The organism is Acidovorax sp. AC410, from assembly GCF_979253235.1.
In genome coordinates this window covers 4,455,857-4,475,170 of sequence record NZ_CEEDCG010000001.1, presented here as the reverse complement: position 1 = coordinate 4,475,170, position 19,314 = coordinate 4,455,857, and the positions used below count along the sequence as shown (strand labels likewise).

The following is a 19,314-nucleotide window of genomic DNA, read 5'->3' as shown; positions in this document are numbered from 1 at the left end:
GATGCGATGACATTCCGGGAAATCCCGGCCCCTGCTGTCTCAGGGAAGAAAAAGCACCAGCCCGAACACGGCGAACAGCGTGAGGTGCATCAGCCCCTGGATCGGCGAGGTGCGCTGCCCATTGAAGCTGAGCATCGAGAGTACGACCGTCAGCACCAGCAGCACCACCTCCGTGCCCGACAGGCCCATGGCCATGCGCTGGCCCGTGGCCACGCCGATGAGCAGCACGGCCGGCACCGTGAGGCCCACGGTGGAGACAAAGGCGCCCAGGCAGAGGTTGATGGCGCGCTGCATCTCGTTGCCCATGGCGGCGCGCACGGCGGTGATGGATTCGGGCGTGAAGACGATGATGGCGATGAGCACCCCGCCCACGGCGGCAGGCGCCCCGGCGGCGGCGATGCCGTAGTCCGTCACGATGGCCAGGTAGTGCGCCAGGAGCACGATGGGCAGGACCAGCGCCAGCAGAACGGCCGAGCGCACGGCCATGGCCCGCCGCCCTGCCGGGCCAGGCATCGCTGCGGTCTGGCCGCCCCTGGTCCGTTGCGCCGATGGCGGCACCGCCATGCTGCCGGCCGCTGGCTGAATGAAGTAGCGCCGGTGGCTGCGCATCTGCAGCCACAGAAACGCCGCGTACAGGCAGGCCGTGAGGGCCGCCATGCCCACAGCCTGGGGTGTGGAAAACGCGCCCGCCCCGCCCAGGTGGTTGGGCAGCACCAGCGCCGTGCCGGTGAGCAGCGCGATCATGCCCAGGTAGGCCGTGGCGCCCTGGGCGTTGTACTCCTGGTCGCCGTGGCGGGCCGACCCGGCCACCAGGCAGATGCCGATCACCAGGTTCATGATGATCATCATCACCGCGAAGATGGAGTCGCGGCCGATGGCCGATGAATCGCCCGGGCCGAGCAGCACCGACGCGATCAGGATCACCTCGATGGAGACGATGGACAGCGTGAGCACCAGCGTGCCATAGGGCTCCCCGAGCTGCTGCGCGAGGTGGTCGGCCTCATGCACCACCCCGAAGGATGCCGCGAGGATGGTGGCGAACAGCAGCCCGAAGGCGCCGGCCGCGACGCCCGTGGTCAGCGGGGCCGCCAGCCAGGTGCTGCCAAAGGCGATGAACAGCCCGGCCACCAGCCACGCGCCGGCCAGCAGGGCCCAGGTGGCAGGCGCCACCAGGCGCGACCGGCCGGGGTGAGCGGGATGCGCTGCAGCGCTGTGAGGAGTTTTGCGAAGGTTCGGCTTGGGCATGTCGTCCCACTGTAGGAAAACAAGGGCCGTCCCCCGGGTGTCGGTACACGGCCGAAGTCGTCCACGGCCCGGCTGGCGCAGAGCGCGCAAGCCCCACCATGCTACCACCGAGCAGCGCAGGATGCGGGCCGCAAGCCCTGGCGCATGCACCGCTGGCAGCCCGCGCCAAACACACCTTCGGGGGTTTATCCGGTATGGCGCAATCGCCACCCCGGGCGTAACATGTTGTCACAAGAACACGAGGGCAACCAAGACGCGAGGGCAATCCAATGGCCCACATGGTGCGCGACCGGCATGCAACCACCTCCCTGGCACTGGGGGCGCTGGGAACCGCTTTTGCCTTCGTTCTGGTGCTGCGCTCGGCCTTCCCGCACCTGGCGCTGGGCAAGGGCCTCGCCGACGCGATGGAGCCCGGCATCCATGCCGCGCTGATCCTGCTGCTCCTGGGTGCCGCACTGTGCCTGCGCGCTTTTCCCGACACCCACCGGCCGGCCCAGGCGGCGGCCTCGCTGCTGGCGCTGGCGGCCGGCCTGTACAGCGTGCTGGCCCTGTGGCGCGCGCTGGCGGGGCACGATGCGGCGGCCGACCTGCCCGGCTTCATCACCGGCAGCAGCTTGCGGGCCCCGGGGGCCCACAGCCTCTCACCCAATGGGGGCGTGGCCTTCATCGCGGGTGCAGCCGCCCTGTGGTGCGCGGCCCCCCTGCGCCGCGCCCGGCAGCGGCGCGCCGGCCTGCTGGCGCTGGCGCTGCTGGCCGCAGTGGCCACGCTGGGCCTGGCCGGCCACCTGATGGGGCTGGAGCTGCTGTACCGCGTGGCCTCGCACAACCAGGTGCGCCTGACCACGGCGGTGGCACTGTTGGTGCTGGCTGCGGGCATCTGGCAGCTGCGCGACACGGTTCCCGTCGACCGGACACGCGACCCGCAGTGGCTGGAGCGGCGCATCACCTACCGCGCCATCACCGCGCTCACGCTGGTTGCAGTGGGCGGGGGCATCGCCGGCTTTGTCGCCATGCGCGAGACCTTCGAGAAATCGGTGCTGCAGGCCATGGAGCAGTCGGCCCGCACCTATGCGCTGGCGCTGGACGATGCGCTGCGCAGCAGCCTGGCGCTGTCGGTCGCCGTCGGCGACGCCCCGGCGCTGGCCCTGGCCATGGAGCGCCTGAACACCGCGCCCCGCGACGCCCCGGCCAGCGAGCAACTGGACCAGCTGGCGGCCGGATTCCTCGTGGGCGGCGTGGACGGGGTGCGCTTTCTCGATGCGCGCGGGCACCTGCTGCGCACGGCCGGCCTGTTTCTGGGCGACAGCGCACGCTCCATCGAGCCACTGGACCTGGACGGACCGCAGCAGGCCGAGCTGCGCTGGAATGCCGGCTACCTGCTGCGCACGCTGGTGCCGGTGCGCCAGGGCGGCGCGCTGGTGGGCCACGTGGTGATGGAGCAAAAGCTTCGGCTGTTCGACCGCCTGATGGACCAGATGCGCCGCTCCACCGAATCGGCCGACGCCGTGATCTGCCGCCGCCGCGCCGAGGTTGCCGCCTGCGCCCCGAGCCGGCTGTACCCCACGCCCTTCACCGTGCCGCTGTGGACGGCTGCGGGCAAGCCCAACCTGCCCATCAGCCTGGCACTGCTGGGCCAGAGCGGCGTGAACTATGCCCGCGACCTGCGCGGCGTGCCGGTGGTGGCCGGCTACGGCCCCATCGGCAGCTATGGCCTGGGCCTGGTGCTCAAGACCGACGTCACCACGCTGTACGCGCCCCTGCGCGGACAGTTGCACCTGATCGTGCTGTCGGTGCTGGCCCTGGTGGCTGCCGGCACCTGGGCGCTGCGCGGTCGCGTGCGGCCGCTGCTGGCCACGCTGGTGCAGGAGCAGCGGCGCACCGCCGACATCCTGAACACCGCGGGCGATGCCTTCATCGCCGTCGGTGCCGACGGCCGCGTGACCGACTGGAACCCCGAGGCCGCGCGCATGTTCGGCTGGAGCGCAGGCGAGGCCATCGGCCGGGACATGCTGGCGCTGGTGGTGCCGCGCATCCCCCCGCATGCGCCATTGACGGACCATGCCCAGCTGGTGGACCTGGGCCGCAGCCAGGCTGCGGGCCGCCCCACCGAACTGGTGGGCCGCCACCGCGATGGCAGCGAGGTGCCGGTGGAGATGATGATGGCGGTGCAGCCCGGCGCCAGCGGCCCGATTGCCAACGCCTTCCTGCGCGACATCCGTGCGCGCCGCGAGGCCGAGCAGCGCCTGGCCCGCAGCGAGCAGCGCCTGCGCGACGTGCTGTGCAACCTGCCGGCCGTGGTCTGCCATTTCGACGCCCGCCAGCGCTGCCTGTTCGCCAACGACTACGCGCTGCAATCGCGCGGGCTGATCGCCCACCCGCAGGTCGGCCTGTATGCCCAGGAACTGCTGGGCGACGTGCAGTATGCGCTGCACCTGCCCTACCTGCTGGAGGCGCTGGCCGGCAGGCGCACGCAGCTGGAGGGCTGCGTGGACCACGAGGGCACGCCCCGGCACCTGCAGAGCCACCTGATCCCCGAGTTCGATACCAGCGCTGGGCATGGCGAGGGCGATGCCCAGCCGGCGGTGGTGGGTTTTTACCTGATGTCGTTCGACGTCACCGCCGTGAAGGAGCTGCAGCTGCGCCACGAGCGCACCGAGCGGCGGCTGCGCGCCATTGCCGACAACCTGCCGGTGATGATCACCTACATCGACCGCGCCCACCGGCTGCAGTTCTTGAACCACACCTTCGAGGAGTGGACCGGCCTTCCCATCGAGCATGCCCTGGGCAAGCCCTTGCCCGAGGTGATCGGCCCGGCCCTCTACGCCCAGCGCGCAGAGCCCCTGCGCCGGGCCCTGTCGGGCCAGCGCGTGCAGTTCGAGGTCGAATCCGAGGCCCTGGGCATCCGCCGCATCCTCCAGACCGACTACATCCCCGACATGCTGGCCGTGGGCGAGGTGCTGGGCATCTACACGCTGACCACCGACGTGACCGCCATCCGCCAGTCCGAGCGCCGCATGAAAGAGCTGGCCATGACCGACACGCTGACCGGCCTGGCCAACCGGCGCCAGTTCGACATCCACCTGGCCGCGGCCCTGCAGGCCAGCCAGGTCTCGGGCACCGGCATGGCGCTGATGTTCCTGGACATCGACCACTTCAAGGCCATCAACGACACCTGGGGCCACGCCGCCGGGGACGCGGCCCTGATCGCCATGGCCGAGCGGCTGCAGGAGGCCGTGCGCAGCACGGACTTCCCGGCGCGCATCGCCGGCGACGAATTCGCCGTGGTGCTGCCCCACCTGTCGTCGTGCGACGAGGCGCAGACCGTGGCCGACAAGGTGCTGCGCGCCATCCGCGAACCCCTGCCGCTGCAGCAGCACATGCCCCGGCAGATGACCACCAGCGTGGGCGTGGCCTACCTCGCCCCCGGCGACCAGCCCGTGCGCCCCACCGACCTGCTGCTGGCCGCCGACCGCGCCCTCTACGCAGCCAAGCACGGCGGGCGCAATGCCTGCGCGGTGCATCTGGTGGACCTGCGGGAGGTGGGGTGAGGGTCGCGCATTGCGATAATGGGCATCTGCCCCACCGAGATGACCCGCAATCCAGAAACCATGCGCCCTGGCTGGAACCCCATTCGAAGAAACCGGAACATCGGCACGCCTGCCCAGGGCCACGGGGAGGACAACCGCCTGACGATCCCGGAGTCGTGGCACGAGCGCAGCGTCTTCTACGAGCGCCTGGGTGCGTGCGCCACCTTCACGCAGCGGGTCAACGACCACTACCTCCGGTTCTTTGTGGAGCCCACCCGGGCCGGCTGGTTCCACCCCTGCTCGGTGGAGGATGCGCTGGAGATCCTTTCCCAGGTCCCCGCAGAAGACCTCGCGATCCTTGACTTCATCGTGATGCGCCAGCCCACGCGCAAGCAACGCATTCTGCGACCCGTGTGGGGGCGCGCGGTGTTCCAGTTCGAACTGGCACCCCATGCCGGCAGCGCCATCGTGCTCGAAGCGCAGCCCCTCGCACCCACCCTCTGGCGCAATTCACTAACGCCCGAAGACCGGCGCGAACTTGATCGACTGCAGGCCGATGGCCACCAGGTCCGCAAGACCCGGCGCACGATAGAGATCCGGCCCACGCCCGCCGCCCTGCGCAACACGGTGCTTTACCGCACGCTGCTGCACGAGCTGGGCCACCATGTGGACTACCGGCGCTTTTCCGCGGACGGGTGGGACAGTCGCCCATCCCCGGAAAAGGAAAACTATGCGCACCGCTATGCAAGCGAGCACTGTGCAAGGCTCCGGCAGGAGGGTGCGGTTCCGTTCGATCCGCAGTCAGACGCCGAGCTGCGGCAGGCGCATGGGTTGAGGGATGAGTGGTTCTGCGCCTTGACGGACGCGACGAATATCCAAGGATTGCAGTGAACGGCCCCTCCAGCTACGACGCCGACAGCCAGCCCCATGCGCTGCAGTGGCGCGCACTGGACGGCGCAGAACGTACGCGCCGTGGTGCATTTTCACGTGCAACGCGGCATCGCAGTGCCACACCTCAAGTGGCACGCGCTGATGCATGTCAACATCGAGAACATGCTCCTGCCTGCGCGCAGCCCAATGTCCCGCGCCCTGCAACGGCTGCAAGACCAAGGTGTTGGCCGGCACGACGCCATCCACACGTTTGCGGCGGTCACGCTCGCCCATCCGGTAGACGACCTCACGGGGGACCCTCGGCTGTCTCCACGCGAACGGCAGCTGGCGTTCAACAGCGCCATCGATGCGCTCACACGTGCGCAATGCCACAGCTATGTGGACAAGGCCCGGAAAATGTTCAATCTTGGCTTGTCATTCGATCGGGCCCGTGCGGACGCCTGACGCGCTCCATCGGCCACACCAGCCGACAAAGCCCATGCTCACCCTCGACCACCTGACCCTCATCGCGCCCTCGCTCGAAGAAGGTGTGGCCCACGTGCGCAAATGCCTGGGCATCGACATGCCATTTGGCCGCCAGCACCCCGACATGGGCACCCACAACCACCTGCTCAAGCTGGGGGAGGATGTGTACCTGGAGGTCATCGCCATCGATCCCGTTTCACCGCCCCCGGCGCATGCCCGCTGGTTCGGACTGGATGACCGGCATGCCGTGCAGACGGCCTGGGATGCCGGCCTGCGCCTGCGCGGCTGGGTGGCGCGCACGCAGCAGATGGATGCGGTGCTGGCGCAGCACGGGCACCTGCTGGGCCGCAAGACCCAGCTGTCGGCCGGGGCCGCGCCGCCCTACTTCTTTGCGATCCCCCCTGGTGGCGCGTTGCCGCTCGCCGGCCTGGCGCCTTCTGTGATCGACAGGGGTCAGCGACCACCGCCGATCGCGTCGATGCCGGACCTGGGAGCGCGGCTTGTCCGCTTCACCATCGAGCACCCGGACCCCGGCAGAGTCGAAGCGCTGTTCGAATCGCTCGGCATACAGCACGCGCCGCAGGTGCAAAAGGGAGATGCCTTGCGCTACCGGGCAGACATACAGACGCCTGGCGGAATGAAGACGCTGTGCTGACCGGTGACCGATCCCGATCCCGATCCCGATCCCGATCCGCAATCGTCCTGCAGTTTCAATAGTTGGAGGTCCTGAACATGGCCCAAAGAGAGTTGCGACTGGCCTCTGGGCAGCCCTGCAAGCCTGCGCGTCATTTGCTGACCGGCGCAAGCAGCTTGCCCCGTCCTACGTCCTAGACGATGTGGTCGAGCAGATAGCATCGAAGTACAAGCTAGGAGCGTGCGCGGCAGAAGACATCGAAGCGAAACGTCCGAAAACCGAGGATCGCTGGGTAGTACCGACAAGCCCAGGGTGGCCCCCTGGGCGCCGGAGGTGATACCCGGCGAGACCGGTTTGTCGGGCGTTGCAGCCGATGCTCCTTCTGCCGCGCACGCTCCTAGGCGTCATTGACGTGCTAAACGAGAACCCCGGCACATTCTGGAGCGTGTTGATCGAGTCGAGAAGCCAGCTTGGCGTGCTCTATCTCTGGCTAATCTATCCAGTGGTGGAAAGCAGTGTTACCGACGACGCTCTAGAAGCGCAGGTGGGCGATGAATTGATGGACTACATCGTGGTCGCCCTGAGCAAATTTCCAAACGCGCACACCGTCTTCGGGATCGCTATGCCCAATGCAAAGGATTCGCGAACATCAAGGGTCTACCGCTTGTACAAGCGAAATAGCTGGACTCGTGAAATGCAAACCGAAGCGGAGAATTTGGGCCGGGCCAAGAATATCTTGAACAATATCGAGAGCACAAAATTCGTTGCCTTCGAGCCGATCTAGTGGCTGGCACTGAGCCGCGGCGAAGCTGTCTTTGGTGAACTTCTGAAATCAACCGGGAGCCGTCAGCCAAGCGTGTGTCCTGATCGGCTGCTTCTGGCCGGTAGTACCCATTCGCGAAAGTGGAGCGTACGTCCGCAACCAGCCTGAAGTCGACTCTGCAGCGATTACCGCCGGTGGTTGAGCGTGAGCCCATGTCTCTGCACGCTGGCAACAAGGGGGAGGTCAACGCGGCATGCATGCCGGTCAGGTACTGGAAATCGGCGGCGCAATCAGCTTGCATCAACGCGGTCAATCCCGTACGCTGCCTCGACGTCCACACGCAACGCCCGAGCCCATGCGGGCCGCCGGGCCGGCCTTCCGGACGTGCAAAGGAGTCCAACCATGCCAAGCCGATCTAACGGCCTCGCGGCCGAAATGAAAGCCGTGCGAACGTTGGCGCTCGTGGGCGCCGCAGCCGCCGGCAAGACCTCGCTGGCCGAGGCCTTGCTGTACAAGGCGGGCGCCATCGGCGCTTGCGGCAGCATCGAGCGCGGCAGCACCGCCAGCGACCACGACCCGCTCGAGCGCCGCATGCAGCACTCGCTCAACGCATCGGTGATGCACCTCACGCATGGCGGCACGCGCATCCACCTCATCGACACGCCCGGCGGCCCCGACTTCCTCGGCCAGAGCCTGCCGGCGCTGGAGGCGGTCGAGACGGTGGCGGTGGTCATCAATGCCGCCACCGGCATCGAGCCGATGACGGTGCGCATGATGGCGTACGCCGCCTCGCGCCACCTCACCCGCATGATCATCGTCAACAAGATCGACGCGCAGGGCGTCTCGCTGGCGGGCCTCTTGGCCGACATCCAGGCGACCTTCGGCCGCGAGTGCCTGCCGCTGAACCTGCCCGACGGGGTCAACCGACAGGTGATCGACTGCTTCTTCAACCGCTTCGGGCGCTCCGACTTCGGCCCCGTCGAGGCGTCGCACCGCGCGCTGGTCGAGCAGGTGGTCGAGGTCGATGCGGCCTTTGTCGACCGCTACCTCGAGGAAGGCGACGTGGACCCGTCCGAGTTGCACGCGCCGCTCGAGCAGGCGCTGCGCGAAGGCCACCTGATCCCGGTGTGCTTCGTCTCGTCGCGCAGCGGCGCCGGCGTGGCCGAGTTGCTGGACGTGATCGTCAAGCTCTTGCCCGATCCGACCGAAGCCAACCCGCCGAGCTTCATCGTTGGCGAGGGCGCAGAGGCCATGCCCATGGAGGCCAAGCCTGACCCGACGCTGCATGTGCTGGCGCATGTGTTCAAGGTCACGATCGACCCCTTTTTCGGCAAGATGGGCATCTTCCGCGTGCACCAGGGCACGGTCACGCGCGACAGCCAGCTCTACATCGGCGACGGCCGCAAGCCCTTCAAGGTGGGGCATTTGTTCATGCTCCAGGGCAAGGACCATGTCGAGGTGTCGCACGCGGCGCCGGGCGACATCGTGGCGGTGGCCAAGGTCGACGAGATCCATTTCGATGCCGTGTTGCACGATGCGGCGCAAGACAGCCATGTGCATCTTGCACCGCTGCCTTTCCCGGTGCCGGTATACGGCCTGGCCGTGGAGCCCAAGCGCCATGGCGACGAGCAGCGCGCCTGGGAGATCTTGGGCAAGCTCGCGGCCGAAGACCCATGCCTGCGCATCGAGCACGTGGCCGCGACCAACGAGACGGTGCTCTACGGGCTGGGCGAGCTGCACCTGCGCGTCGTACTCGAACGCCTGCGCGAGGTTTACCGCTTCGAGGTCCAGACGCGGCCACCGCGCATCGCCTACCGCGAGACCGTTACTGCGCCGGCCGAGGGCCACCACCGCCACAAGAAGCAGAGCGGCGGCGCCGGCCAGTTCGCCGAAGTCTTCCTGCGCATCGAGCCGCTCGCGCGCGGCGCGGGCTTCGAGTTCGCCGATGAAGTCAGGGGCGGCACGATCCCGGGCCAGTTCATCCCCGCCGTCGAGAAAGGCGTGCGCGAGGTGCTGGCGTGCGGCGCGATCGCCGGCTACCCCGTGGTCGACGTGCGCGTGGTGGTGTACGACGGCAAGCACCACAACGTGGACAGCAAGGACATCGCCTTTGCGACCGCCGGCCGCAAGGCCTTCATGGCGGCGATTCGCGAGGCCCGGCCGGCCGTGCTCGAGCCTATCGTCCAGATCGAGATCGCCGTGCCCGAGCTTTCCGTTGGCGACGTCACGAGTGATCTGTCGTTGCGGCGCGGCATGGTCACCGGCACATCGAGCCTGGGTGCCGGCACGGTGGCCATCGGCGGGCAGGTGCCCGAGGCTGAGATGGCCAACTACCAGTCGCGGCTCAATGCGATGACCAGCGGCCAGGGCCGCTACACCATCGCGTTGTCGCACTACGAGGCCGTGCCGCCGGCCGTCCAGCAGACGCTGACGGGGCAGTACCGGGTGCGCGAAGACGACTAGCAGCGCCATTCGACCGCGATGTCCTGTGTGCCCACAGCAGCTTGTTGCTGAGCGACCCAGCTGTTCTTTGCTGTCTCTCTCGCAGCGATCCGAAGATGAGGCAGACGCGATCTTGCTGGACAGGCAGGCCGCTCAGGCAACCCTATCGCTTTGCTTTCACACGCGCGAAGCGGCCTTCGACTTTCATTTGCCGAATGACCCGATCTGAATGGGATTCAAGGAGGTTCATGGTGGTACCACTTGCCAGAGCCGGAAGCGCAGAATGAATCAGCGAAGCCGCCCCGGGGATCACCAACCAGTTCCCTGCGCCCCAATCCCGCGCACTGCACAATCCCCTGCATGCCACCGCAGCCTTCTTCTCCCACGTCCCACCCCTCACCACGTACACAACCCCTCTGGCTGATGCTCCTGGCACTGCTGTCAGGCTTCGCACTCAGCCAGGCCTACCGCACCACCGCCTCCATCGTGGCCCAGGGGCTGCAGGCGGACTTCGGCCTGGGGGCCTCGTCGCTGGGTGCGTTTGCCGGGCTGTTCGGCCTGTCGTTCGGCGTTGCGCAACTGCTCATGGGCATTGGCCTGGACCGCTACGGCCTGCGCCGCACGGTGCTCGCAGCGGCGCCGCTGGGTATCGCTGGCGCCGCCCTGTCGGCGCTGGCGCCCAGCTACGGCTGGCTGATGGCCGGACAGGTGCTGATCGGTGTCGGCTACTCTCCGGCGTTCGTGGCCTGCACCCTGTTCATTGCACGGTATTTCTCGGTCGAGCGCTTTGCCTTCTACTCAGGCGTGAGCATGGGTGTCGGCAGCCTGGGCCTGATATTCACCGGCACGCCGCTGGCCTGGGTGGTGCTGCACTGGGGGTGGCGCACCGGCTTCGGCCTGCTCGCCGTACTCAGCGCGCTGTCGTGGATGCTGATCTTCGTGCTGGTGCATGAGCCCGCGGTCCCTGATGCACCGCCCACCCCCCAGGAAAGCTGGGGCCAGTCGCTGGCGCGCTTTGCCGAGCTGCTCACCGTTCCCCACACCTGGGGCATCGTGGTGCTGGGCATGTCGTGCTATGCCGCGTTCCTCACGCTGCGCGGCCTGTGGCTGGGGCCCTTGCTGACCGAGCGTTTTGGCTTCTCGCTGCTGGACAGCGGCAATGTGGCGCTGGTCCTTTCGTTGATCGCGGTCTTCACCCCGGCAGCGTTCGGGCGCATGGACCCGGGCATCCACCGGCGCCGCGCCTGGATCGGCAACGCCTCGCTGCTGATGGCCAGCCTTTTCGCGGTGCTTGCCTTCCTGCACCACGGTGCCGCCACCGTGGCGCTCATCTTTCTCATGGGGCTGTTGTCCGGCTATGGCGTGCTGCAATACAGCGACGCACGCGCCTCCTATCCGCCCGAGATGACCGGGCGCGCACTGTCGCTGTACACCATGTCCATGTTCCTGGGCGTGGCCCTGATGCAATCGGTGACCGGCGTGGTGGCCGCCTGGGCCGGGCGATGGGGCATCGAGCCCTACCAGATGGTGTGCCTGGCCATCGCTGCCTGGTTGGCGCTGGCTTCGCTGGCGTTCCGGCTCCTGCCTGCGTCGCCGCTGATCCAGCGACGCTGAACTCCCCTGATACTGGTACACCTGGAACGCATGGAAACCGCCAAGAAAACTTGAAGCTGAGATTGCAAGGGTTTTGATCGAAAACGGATCGAACCAGCCCGCACCAGCCCTCTTCGCATAGCGCGCTACGCAGATCAACAGAAACCAGTGAGGGTGGGGTTTTGAAGGACTACTTTGAAAATCTCTTCGCCAAAGCGCTTCACCAAACATCAAGCGTAGAGAAGGCAGCTCAAACGGTTGCCGATGCGCTGTTGGATGGAAAGCCTACGCGAAACTCCAAAGCAACTGCAGCCGAGCGTCACGCCGCCTTCTGGACCTGCAGCTTTATCCGAAAACTGCCTCTGTCCTGTTGGGAGCAGGAGCCGATGGTCCTTTGCCTGGCTAGATACCTTGTTCTTGACGGCAGGGCTCCAGTGGAAGAACTTCTGGCCTATGTAGCGTCCAAATCGCCTGCTTCGCTCCGTCGTGCAGCAAGGTATTCCGGGCTTGTGCTTAAACAATCCTCCCGTCGCTGGCGGGAGTTTGAAGACCTCGCACTCACCCATCCCGACTCCTTCGCAGACTTCGTTGAGATCTTCCGAATCTTCGAGAAGGCACATCAGTTAAGACTCAATGAAGTGCGCCGTAGCCAGGCCCCACTTTCCCAACTGGCGCCTGCAGAGTTGCTTGCTTACGCAAGTCTGTATGCCTTCGAATACCTGGTTCCCCCTGCCCTCGGCTTGGCCAACGATCACGCAGACATCGACACACAGACCAGTTGGGATGCCATCAACGACATCCTGGTTTGGAAACTGCAGACCTGCGACCCCGGCCAATTGCAGCTAGACGACAACGCCATCGACCATTCGCTGCGCGAGCATCTCACCCCGTTCCTTAGCCATTCGCAGGAGGCGCCCCGAATCGATCTGTATGCCTCGTTCATCCGCACGGTTGAAGACAGGGTCGAACTCCACAGCTTCCTCAGCCAATCCGTCGATGCTTTTTGCTACAACGACGGCATTCAGTTCGTGCGCCACGGTGATCGCCTGGAGATCGAGGAACTCGACCCAACCCGTGGCGCGGTTCGCGCCACGGAGAATGAGAAGCTCAATCGGCTGCACCAGTACTGGCTGCTTCGAGGAATGGACGCACTGACGGCTTCGCCGGAGCTACTGGCCCGGGTTGGCTCAAGCAATCTTGACGCAAATCTCCAGGCATTCGCAAAAGCCGTGGGTACCTGGCTGCAGTTGCAGGAGGTCTACGGCGTAGCAGAGTCCATCACGACAGATACCGGCCTAAAAGTGGATGGCTTTCGCGCCATCCTTGCTCTGGAGCTTATGACGGTGTTCTACATCGTTGATTTCTTGCAGCCGTTTACCAAGGCACTGGCATCATCCGGCGATTCGAAGCTTGCGCTGGGCCAACTGGCTTTTGGAGGGCTGCGCAACGGTGACCCGCAGAACCGTTTCCCCGTCACCTGGTCAGACAGGCAGACCAAGATCTCTCGCATCAAGGCATGGACAGTGACAGAGCAGGAGCCTCAAGGAAGTTCGCTGGCAGCGGAAGCCATTCTGGATTTCTGGACGAGCGACTGGAACGCCATGGCAGAGCGTTTAAAGAGCGGGACACCGGGGCAGATCCCGGACTTGCTTGAGCGCCCTATTTTGAAGATCGGCTCCTACCTGTTTCAACTACCGTGGATGGTAGCCATGCAAAACAACGCGACGGCTGCCATCAACAATCTGAGACGCATTGGAGCGCGGCGGGCGGAGGCCCGCGAGGAAACGCAACGCATTGAGGGTCGGCTGGGCAAACAACTGGAGCAGCGAGGCTTTTGTGTAGTGCCCAACTACCAGCCAGCCAAGCTGGATGATGAAGACCCCGGTGAAATCGACTTGGTGTGCGCCAGAGACGGCCAAGTGCTTGTCCTGGAGGTCAAATCGACATTCATGCGCCGCTCGACCAGGGAAGCATGGATGCACAGGACATCGACGCTGCGAAAAGCGGGCTTGCAGATCGAGCGAAAAGTGCGCGCGGTGGAACGCGCCCTTGCCCTTGATACCGAGTTCTCCGCTGCCTTGGGCTTTTCCGATTCGTCAGCCACAGCCGCTGTCACCGGCTGGATCATCGATACCTCTATCGAATTCGATCACATTCGCTTCAACGGATACCTCAAGGTATCCCTTGAAGAGCTGATCGTTGCGTTGAGAGACGACCGGCAGTGGCTCAACGACCCTGAAGGCTTGTTTAACGGCAAGCGAGAGGCGCGTGCAGACAATAGACAGGCACAGCCGGACTACTCGAACTGGTCGCTGTACAAGGCCGGCTTTTCAGCTCCGCGACTCATCGAAGTCATTGAGCGGGAGCTTGTTTGGTCACCCCTGGATGCCACGCCCCCCAACGCCGAACACGACGCCGCTGGGCGGTAAAAACCGAAGCTTGCAGCTATCGCCCCCGCTTACCAAGCAGCACAACCACCACGCCCTAGATCTACCTGCCCCAGCCCACCACGGGCAGCAGTACCTCCATGACGGGTCCGAACGACGAGTACAACGTGGAGCGCATTGCCTGAGAAATCCTTGCAAGCCTGCCACGCTCACGCTCCGGCGTGAGCCCGCGGCGGTTCTTCAGCCCCGCACCACGCCCGCCAGTTTTTTCACCAGCGGCTCCATGGCCTGCACCGGCACCTGCGCATAGCCCAGCAGAAAGCCGCGCCAGGGCTGGGCGCGCAGGCCCACGGCGTGCAGGCTCAGGGCCGGGGCCATGATGCCGTGCTGCGCCATGAGGCGCGCGCTCAGCGCCACGTCGTCGGCCGCGCCGTCGTGCAGGCGCAGGGCCAGGTGCATGCCGGCCGAGCCGCCGTGTACGCCGGCCACATCACCCAGCTGCTGCGCCAGCGCGGCCACCAGCGCATCGCGGCGCTGGCGGTACAGGCGGCGCATGCGCCGCAGGTGCAGGGCGAACTGGCCGCCCACGATGAACTCCGCCAGCGCCCGCTGCTCGGCCGTGCGCCCGCGCGGTGCGGCGCGGTCCAGCAGCAGGGCCAGTGCGGGCGCCAGGGCGGTGGGCACCACCATGAAGCCGATGCGCAGCCCGGGGAACAGGGTCTTGCTGAAGGTGCCCAGGTAAACCACCGGGGCATCGGCCGCCAGGCCCTGCATGCAGGCCATGGGCGGGCCATCGTGGCGGAACTCGCTGTCGTAGTCGTCCTCGATCACCAGGGCGCCGGCCTGGCGCGCGCCATCGATCAGCGCCAGGCGCCGGGCCAGGCTCAGCACGCTGCCCACGGGGTACTGGTGCGAGGGCGTGGTGTAGATGAGCCGCGGGCGCTGGCGCAGCCAGTCGCTGGCCGTGGGGGCCATGCCATCGCCATCGACCACGATGCCCACGGCCTTGAGCTGCGCCGCGCGGAAGGCCGCCACCGCACCCTGGTAGCCGGGGTTCTCAACCCACACCTTGTCGCCGGCATCGGCGAACGCGCGGGCGCACAGGTCCAGGCTGCTTTGCGTGCCGTCGGTGATGAACACCTGAGCGGCATCCACCAGCGCGCCGCGCGCCACGCGCAGGTGGCCGGCGATGGCCTCGCGCAGCGCGGGCTCGCCCGCCGGGTCGGCATAGTTGAGCTGCGCCGGTGTGAGCGAGGCCCAGGCCCGGTCGAGCATGCGCCACCAGCGCAGCACCGGGAAATCGCCCAGTGCGGGCACGCCGGGCGCAAACGCGGCCGCAGTCTCCGAGCCGGGCAGCAGCGGCATGTTCTGCGCGCGGCGCGACAGGCTGGCGCGCGGTGCTGGCGTGTCGTGCCGGGGCGCCTTGGCCGCCAGCCGCCCGGCCAGCGGCGCCACCACACTGCCGCGCCGGCTGGCGACCAGAAAGCCCTCGCTCGCCAGTTGCTCGTAGGCGTAGAGCACGCTGTTGCGCGCCACGCCCAGCTCCGCCGCCAGCGCGCGGCTGGCGGGCAGGCGCGCACCGCTGGCCAGGGTGCCGCTGCGGATACCCTGGCGCAGGCACTCGTGCAGCTGGCGCTGCTGCGACCAGCGGGCGTGCGCCGGCTGCGCCTGGAAGGCGGTGAACAACAGCTGGAACTCCATGGCGTTTCTGTGGCCCTAAAAAATAGTGGTGTCGTGGGTCTTATTCTGGCACCACAAAGGCCTTAGATTCCGCTTCCTCACCAACTCCCCACCGGAAAAACAACCCGTGAACGACACCCCTGCCACCGCCCTGCCCCCGACCGACCGCACCCGCGTGCGCCGCGTGGCCGAGAACGCCGTCTACGACCGTGCCACGCTGCACGCCATCATCGACGCCGCCTACCTGTGCCACGTGGCCTTTGCCGACGACAAGGGCACGCACTGCATCCCCACCGCCTGCTGGCGTGAGGGCGAGCACCTGTACATCCATGGCTCCAACGGCGGGCGACTGATCAAGTGGCTGGGCAAGGGCATACAGGCCTGCGTCACCATCACCCACCTCGACGGCCTGGTGCTGGCGCGCTCGGCCTTCAACCATTCGATGAACTACCGCTCGGCCATGGTGTATGGCTGCTTCGAGACCGTGGCCGACAAGCACGCCTCGCTGGCGGCCCTGATGGACCACCTGGCCGTGGGCCGCCAGGCCGAGGTGCGCACCGGCAACGACAAGGAGTTTGCGGCCACCACGGTGATGCGCATCGCGCTCGATGAAGCGGCGTGCAAAGTGCGCAGCGGCCCGCCGGTGGACGATGCAGAAGACATGCAGCACCCGGTGTGGGCCGGCGTGCTGCCGCTGGTGCAGGTGCGCGGCGCGCCCGTGGAGGACCCTTTGAATACCATGGACCTGCCAGGCTATGTGCAGGCGTGGGCCCCGCGCCCCACATAGCAAGCGCCCTTGCAGGCACCACCCTGCTCCAGCCGGCCCCGGCACCCTCCTTCGGTAGGGTGCTCAGCTGTGCAGCGCTCTTGCAGAATCCGTATTTTTCGCTTCGTTCGGCCATGGGCGGCGCGCATGCAATGAAGACTGCACAAGGAGAAGATCGGATGGCATTCACAACACGCCCCCGCACGCTGAAGGCCTGCATCGCGGCAATCGCACTGCTCGCCCTGGCCGCCTGCGGCGGGGGCAGCTCAGAGGGCACTGGTGGCACTGGCGATGGCGGCGATGGCAGCACTGCGGCAGTGCGCATCGTCGGCGCGGTCGAGAAGCCGGGCGCCTATGGCGAGCGCGAACTGGTTGCCGCCTTCGGCAAATGGGCTTTCACCCACACAGGCAACTATGCCGATGGTTCCAAGCATGATCTGCAGGGCCCGCCGCTGATCTCCCTGCTGCGCAACGCGGGTGGCACGGGTTCGGTGGACGACACTTTCGTGATCGCCACCGGCAGCAGCGGCCGACGCGTGGCATATGCCATGGCTGAACTTCTTTTCGACTCCAGCGGCAGGTATATTTTTGTGGATGTCTATGAATGGGTGGATGGCACGACCTGGATTCCCATCGCGGGTGCCGAGGGTCCTTTTCGTTTGACCGGGTCTGCCAAAAGCTTCCAGCGGGACGTACCCAACCTCCGACAACTGGAGGTGCGCCCCTTCCGGTCGGCAGCGGTGGCCGTTGGCGGCGGCGTGTCCAGCGCCTTGACCGTGTCGGGTGCCGTGAACAAGCCGGCGAGGTTCGACCTCGCTGCGCTGCAGGCGCTGCCTGCATCGACGGTCGTGTTCGACAGCGACACCTACACAGGGGTCAGCCTGTGGACGCTGCTCCACGGCACTGCGGGACTGAAGACGGACCCTGCGTTGCGCGACCCCACCGTGGCCATGGTGGCCGTGGTCACCGGCAGCAGCGGCCACAAGGAACTGATCACGCTGGGTGAAATCGACCCTGCCCATGACAAGCTGAACGTCCTGGTCGCGTATGCCGTCAATGGGCGACCCCTGGGCGCCGATGGAGTGGCAAGGCTGGTGGTTCCCGAGCGGTATTTCGTCACCCGCGGCGTCATGAACCTCGTCGACATCGAGGTGCAGACGCCCCCACCCTGATACGCGCTGCCGCTCGACCCCAACCAGGCCATGCGGCGCAAGCCGTCCGTCAGCCGGCCTTGTAGATCAGCGCGGCCGCCCGCGCCTCCATGGCCAACCCCTGCCCCACGGGGCCCAGGCGCTCGGCTGTCTTGGCCTTCACATTCACCTGGTCGGGTTCCACCCCCAGCGCCCTGGCAATGCACTCGCGCATGCCCGGAATGTGCGCGGCCAGGCGCGGCGCCTGGGCCACCACGGTGCTGTCCACATTGCCGATGGTGTAGCCCGCGGCACGCACGCGGCGCGCGGCCTCGGCCAGCAGCACGGCCGAATCCGCACCGCGGAACTGCGCGTCGGTGTCCGGAAAATGCCGGCCGATATCGCCCAGGCCTGCCGCGCCCAGGATGGCGTCGGTGATGGCGTGCAGCAGCACGTCGGCATCGGAATGGCCAAGCAGTCCCATGGTGTGGGGAATCGTGACACCGCCGATCACCAAGGCACGGCCCGGCACCAGTGCGTGCGTGTCCCAACCTTCCCCAATTCTGAAATTCATGCGTTCCTTTCCACGCGCCCACACGGGACGCGAAGTCATACATCCGCTTGCGCGGTCTTAGAGCGGATAGCAAAACTCAGCGAAGCGGTTCTGGCTAGGCGCTGCGTCGCAGGCAGTACGGGTAGTACGACAAGACGCAGCAACAACGCCAGAAGAGTTTTGTTAGCCGCTCTTAAAAAATCGTCTTGCGTCCGGTCTCGGTGGCGCCTTGCCCACGATCGCCGCCAAAGCGCGCCAGCGTGGTGCCGTAGCCGCGCTGGGCCAGCACGGCCTCGGCCAGCGCGAAGTCGTCGGGGTAGGTCACCTTGAAGTTCTGCGCGCCGCCGGGCACCAGGCGCGGGTGCAGGCCCATGGCCTCCATGGCGCTGGCCTCGTCGGTCACGTTGGTGCCGACCCGGGCCAGCGCGTCCAGCAGCGGACCGATGCGGAACATCTGCGGCGTCTGCGCCAGCCATTTGTTGCTGCGGTCCACCGTGGAGGCCACGCGCACGCCGCCCGGTCCGTCGATGGAGGTCTTGAGCGTGTCGGCCAGCTGGTGGGCCAGCAGGCCGCCCACACTGTCCTGCGCACACACATCGATGAGGCGGTCGATCTGCTCGGCCGTGACCAGGCAGCGCGCCGCATCGTGCACCAGCACCCAGTCGTCGCGCTGGGCGCCGCGATCCTGCAGCGCCCGGATCCCGCCCTGCACCGTGGCGGCGCGCGTAGGGCCGCCGCATTCCACCACGAAGTACGAAGGGTGGTCGTGCGCGTCCAGATAACGGTCGCCCGGCGCCACGGCCACCAGCGTGCCAGCCAGCCGGCCCACGCCCGCAAACGCGGCCAGGGTGTGCATGACCATGGGGTGGCCCGCCACCAGGTGGTACTGCTTGGGCAGCTGCGGCGGCGCGGCCACCGGCTCGCCCGCAGCCCCGGCCAGGGCACCGAACGCCGAGATGGTGGAGCCCGCCGGTGCAGCCGGGGGCACCGCCACCGCGCGCGAACCCGTGCCCGCGCAGGGCACCAGCGCCCAGAAACGCCCCTGCACAGACGTGGGAGCATGCGAAGCGGTGAGCGAGGGTTGCAGCAGCGGGTCGATGGTCATGAGGGGGCCATTTTAGAAGGCAGATGCACCCATGGGCCGCTTCGCACCTTCTTGCGAAGGGCCGCGGGCTGGGCGGGGCCAAATAATCATTGCAGCCCGGGGCCCGGCGTGGTCCAGTCGATCGCCAGCCCCA

14 protein-coding genes are annotated in these 19,314 nt (G+C 66.9%); 10 read left to right on the top strand and 4 right to left on the bottom strand.

Features of this window, described 5'->3' with window-relative positions:
* Window positions 1–39: 39 nt before the first annotated feature.
* Window positions 40–1,245, bottom strand: coding sequence for a calcium:cation antiporter (locus AC0IZS_RS20770; RefSeq protein WP_471637348.1), 1,206 nt, complete (start codon window positions 1,243–1,245; stop codon window positions 40–42).
* 269 nt (window positions 1,246–1,514) lie between these two features.
* On the opposite strand from AC0IZS_RS20770, the gene AC0IZS_RS20765 reads away from it, so the two are divergent.
* The 8 genes from AC0IZS_RS20765 (at window position 1,515) to AC0IZS_RS20730 (ending at window position 13,989) form a co-directional block, all read left to right on the top strand.
* Complete coding sequence (locus AC0IZS_RS20765) at window positions 1,515–4,793, top strand: diguanylate cyclase domain-containing protein (protein ID WP_471637347.1); 3,279 nt, start codon at window positions 1,515–1,517, stop codon at window positions 4,791–4,793.
* A gap of 39 nt (window positions 4,794–4,832) precedes the next feature.
* On the top strand, window positions 4,833–5,663 hold the full coding sequence (locus AC0IZS_RS20760; RefSeq protein ID WP_471637346.1) for a hypothetical protein: 831 nt from the start codon (window positions 4,833–4,835) through the stop codon (window positions 5,661–5,663).
* 36 nt (window positions 5,664–5,699) lie between these two features.
* Window positions 5,700–6,107 (top strand): hypothetical protein, encoded by a 408-nt coding sequence (locus AC0IZS_RS20755; RefSeq protein WP_471637345.1) that lies wholly within the window; start codon window positions 5,700–5,702, stop codon window positions 6,105–6,107.
* A 34-nt stretch (window positions 6,108–6,141) separates the two neighbouring features.
* Window positions 6,142–6,783: a VOC family protein gene (locus AC0IZS_RS20750; RefSeq protein ID WP_471637344.1), complete on the top strand. Its 642-nt coding sequence runs from the start codon at window positions 6,142–6,144 to the stop codon at window positions 6,781–6,783.
* 352 nt (window positions 6,784–7,135) lie between these two features.
* The gene (locus AC0IZS_RS20745) at window positions 7,136–7,546 is read left to right on the top strand and encodes a hypothetical protein (protein ID WP_471637343.1); all 411 of its coding nucleotides are present in this window, start codon (window positions 7,136–7,138) and stop codon (window positions 7,544–7,546) included.
* Window positions 7,547–7,927: 381 nt separating this feature from the next.
* Window positions 7,928–9,988, top strand: a complete 2,061-nt coding sequence (fusA, locus tag AC0IZS_RS20740; RefSeq protein ID WP_471637342.1) for an elongation factor G — start codon at window positions 7,928–7,930, stop codon at window positions 9,986–9,988.
* Between the two features lie 402 nt (window positions 9,989–10,390).
* A complete protein-coding gene (locus AC0IZS_RS20735; RefSeq protein WP_471637341.1) occupies window positions 10,391–11,581 on the top strand; it encodes an MFS transporter in 1,191 nt (396 codons plus the stop codon).
* Between the two features lie 161 nt (window positions 11,582–11,742).
* Entirely contained in the window at window positions 11,743–13,989 is a 2,247-nt protein-coding gene (locus AC0IZS_RS20730) for a hypothetical protein (protein ID WP_471637340.1), read from the top strand.
* Between the two features lie 198 nt (window positions 13,990–14,187).
* Here the strand turns inward: AC0IZS_RS20730 and pdxR are convergent, their stop codons facing one another.
* A complete protein-coding gene (gene pdxR, locus AC0IZS_RS20725; RefSeq protein ID WP_471637339.1) occupies window positions 14,188–15,648 on the bottom strand; it encodes a MocR-like pyridoxine biosynthesis transcription factor PdxR in 1,461 nt (486 codons plus the stop codon).
* A 106-nt stretch (window positions 15,649–15,754) separates the two neighbouring features.
* Between pdxR and AC0IZS_RS20720 the strand changes: the two genes are divergently transcribed.
* Window positions 15,755–16,414: a pyridoxamine 5'-phosphate oxidase family protein gene (locus AC0IZS_RS20720; RefSeq protein ID WP_471637338.1), complete on the top strand. Its 660-nt coding sequence runs from the start codon at window positions 15,755–15,757 to the stop codon at window positions 16,412–16,414.
* A 158-nt stretch (window positions 16,415–16,572) separates the two neighbouring features.
* A complete protein-coding gene (locus AC0IZS_RS20715) occupies window positions 16,573–17,565 on the top strand; it encodes a molybdopterin-binding oxidoreductase (RefSeq protein ID WP_471637337.1) in 993 nt (330 codons plus the stop codon).
* A 49-nt stretch (window positions 17,566–17,614) separates the two neighbouring features.
* On the opposite strand, the gene ispF is transcribed toward AC0IZS_RS20715, so the two are convergent.
* Both ispF and AC0IZS_RS20705 read right to left on the bottom strand, forming a co-directional pair.
* Entirely contained in the window at window positions 17,615–18,097 is a 483-nt protein-coding gene (gene ispF, locus AC0IZS_RS20710) for a 2-C-methyl-D-erythritol 2,4-cyclodiphosphate synthase (protein WP_471637336.1), read from the bottom strand.
* Window positions 18,098–18,269: 172 nt separating this feature from the next.
* On the bottom strand, window positions 18,270–19,181 hold the full coding sequence (locus AC0IZS_RS20705; protein WP_471637335.1) for an IspD/TarI family cytidylyltransferase: 912 nt from the start codon (window positions 19,179–19,181) through the stop codon (window positions 18,270–18,272).
* Window positions 19,182–19,314: the final 133 nt, after the last annotated feature.